Origin of the sequence: Crocosphaera sp. Alani8 (assembly GCF_038442745.1) — a bacterium.
GTDB lineage: Bacteria > Cyanobacteriota > Cyanobacteriia > Cyanobacteriales > Microcystaceae > Crocosphaera.
Genome location: NZ_JARVCN010000418.1, coordinates 1 through 2496, shown reverse-complemented (window position 1 = coordinate 2496; position 2496 = coordinate 1). Strand labels below are relative to the sequence as shown.

Sequence of the window (2496 nt, the reverse complement as noted above, 5' to 3'; positions counted from 1 at the left end):
CAAGCCCTTGCCTGGACTAGATTTAGTCGATGCGACATTTTTGCGTCGCTCCCTCTCAATATTTTGCTGATTTTCAAGGTCGTTCTGAGAAAGAAATCAAGTTAGCTACCAAAGAATTAATCAAACGGTTTTCCAATCATCAAAAAAAATCCAAAGTATTCGCAAAAAAACTGGCTGAGTTTTTAACCTCCGTTGAAGCAGAGGAAGTCCTTTTACAGCAAAGACAACGTGATATGGAAGCCAAGGAGGTTTTTCAGGTCATTAATGGGGGTAAAGCTAATCAAAAACCCATGTTTTCATCTATTCCCACTGATATCGATAGTTCCGCCGTAACTAATACGTCCTCTTCTATTGGAGAAGACAGATGACCCGATAACCTTGAAATTTATGAGGAGTTCTAAATTATGAGTTATTTACCCCCAGAACTTCTCGAAAAATCCATTGTTGAAAAACTGGCTTATTTTGAAGGGTTTACCGTTGCACATCCTCGCCTTAAGCAAGTTTACGACACTTTAATGGGAACTATCAACGAACCAGCCGGTGCATCTTTTATTTTTGTTTATGGACCTAGTGGCGTTGGCAAGACTACTCTTAAACAGCGAGTTGAACAAAAAATCATTGATGCTTGCTTACCTGAGTTGACCACCGATAGAAGTCGCATCCCAGTTGTTGGTATTGAAGCGGTTGCCCCAGAATCAAGGAATTTCAACTGGAAAGACTATTATACCCGTGCTTTAATTGCCCTTGAAGAACCGCATTCCGCACCCTTGATTGAACACAAGATTGACCCTTCGACTTCGCTCAGGGTCAATGCTGAGCGGAGTCGAAGCATTGATTATGGGGTAAGAGGTGTTTATCGGGATATTTTTGGTCATGTTGTCATTGAACCTAAAGTCGTTGCACCGGCTTTAAGACGAGCTTTAGAAAACAGTTTAAGTCATCGTAAACCCGATGTATTTTTCATTGATGAAGCGCAACACATGGGAAAAATGTCGAGTGGGCATAAATGACAAGACCAATTAGATTGTCTTAAATCTTTGGCTAATATGACCACTATTCTCCACTGCTTATTAGGAACCTATGAATTATTGACTTTTCGGAATTTAAGTGGTCAATTATCAAGGCGTAGTGTGGACATCCATTTTCCTCGTTATCAAGTCGATAATCCTGATGATATTCAAGCGTTTAAAAGTATTTTACTTACATTTCAACGTCAAATGCCATTAGTTCAAGAACCTGATTTAGTGAACCACTGGGAATATTTCTATGAAAGGTCTTTAGGGTGTATTGGTACGTTGAAAAACTGGTTAACCCGCGCCCTCAAAGATTCTTTAGATGAAGGTTCAGATACAATTACTCTCAAACAAATTCAACGTAGAGCATTATCGGTTGCTCAATGTCAGCGAATGTTTGCAGAAATTCTTGAAGGAGAAAGACAACTATCGGAAACGGAAGCAGATGCCCAAAATTTAAGGGCTTTATTAGGGTTAGGTGAAGACATAACTCAACAGCCCCAAAAAGCTCAGTCTTCCAAAAGAACAAAAAAAGTCGGGAAACGAAAGCCAAAACGAGACAAAATTGGAGTACAAGAACCTGATGTCAGTTGAAAATTTAACAGTTTATGAACCGTGGGATCTTAAGAAACCGAAAATACCTCTTCGGAGTCGTTTATTTTCCTTAAAACCGATAGGAATTGGTACACCATTAGTGGAAAGTTTGACCAGTTATTTAATACGGTTATCTGAACTGCATTGTCTTTCCGTTAGAAATCTGGTTGCTCATACAGTTGTTCCGATTGTCCCTAAAAATTATCATACAACCAATTTATTTTGTATGCGGAATGATACGGGCGCAATCAATGGAACGGGAGACTTGGCTCAAGATTTAGTTCAAGCATTAGAAAAACTGACCTATTGTTCTGATTTTCCATATCTCACATTATTAAACTGGCAACAAATTCTGACAACTCGAAAATTATTGCGTAAGACTAGAGCTTGGTGTCCTCATTGTTATGAAGAATGGCGATTAAGTCATCAAAAGGTTTATGATCCTCTTCTCTGGCATTTCAACAGTATTTCCGTTTGCCTACATCACCAGAGAGTTTTAGAAACTGTTTGTCCTCATTGTCATCAACAAATCCCGATTTTGTCTTCTTTATCCCGTGCTGGTTACTGTTCAAAGTGCGGTCAATGGTTAGGCATTGTCTCTACTACTAATAACACTGAGCCATCTAATTTGTCTAAAGCTCATACCAAATCCGCTCTTGTTATACCCTTTATAAGCTAGAATAGGCAGATGTCTAAAAAAGCTCATCTGGAACCCTATTTAAACAGAGACGAACTGAAAACTCGTTATTTATCAGCAAAGGACCTTGTAGAGTCACGACGCTGGCATTTACTTTGGTTGGTTTCCTTGGATTGGTCAATTAAAAAAGCAGCCGAAATCGAAGCTTCTCAAAAAGTCTGGGGGGACTCGCCGAAAGTTAGGGGACAAAGA

Annotated in this window: 4 protein-coding genes and 1 pseudogene; all 5 read left to right on the top strand. The window is 39.3% G+C overall.

The genetic code is table 11. From position 1 onward, the window contains the following. The first annotated feature begins 29 nt into the window (after nt 1-29). The gene (locus tag P9B04_RS20485; protein WP_342056823.1) at nt 30-368 is read left to right on the top strand and encodes a hypothetical protein; all 339 of its coding nucleotides are present in this window, start codon (nt 30-32) and stop codon (nt 366-368) included. Between the two features lie 36 nt (nt 369-404). After that, nucleotides 405-1010: an ATP-binding protein gene (locus tag P9B04_RS20480; protein ID WP_342056822.1), complete on the top strand. Its 606-nt coding sequence runs from the start codon at nt 405-407 to the stop codon at nt 1008-1010. A gap of 36 nt (nt 1011-1046) precedes the next feature. After that, a complete protein-coding gene (locus P9B04_RS20475; RefSeq protein ID WP_342056821.1) occupies nt 1047-1607 on the top strand; it encodes a hypothetical protein in 561 nt (186 codons plus the stop codon). Next, nucleotides 1597-2286: a TniQ family protein gene (locus P9B04_RS20470; protein WP_342056820.1), complete on the top strand. Its 690-nt coding sequence runs from the start codon at nt 1597-1599 to the stop codon at nt 2284-2286. Before P9B04_RS20475 ends, P9B04_RS20470 begins: the two co-directional genes overlap by 11 nt. A gap of 9 nt (nt 2287-2295) precedes the next feature. Next, nucleotides 2296-2496, top strand: a pseudogene (locus P9B04_RS20465) (hypothetical protein); the annotation flags it as partial.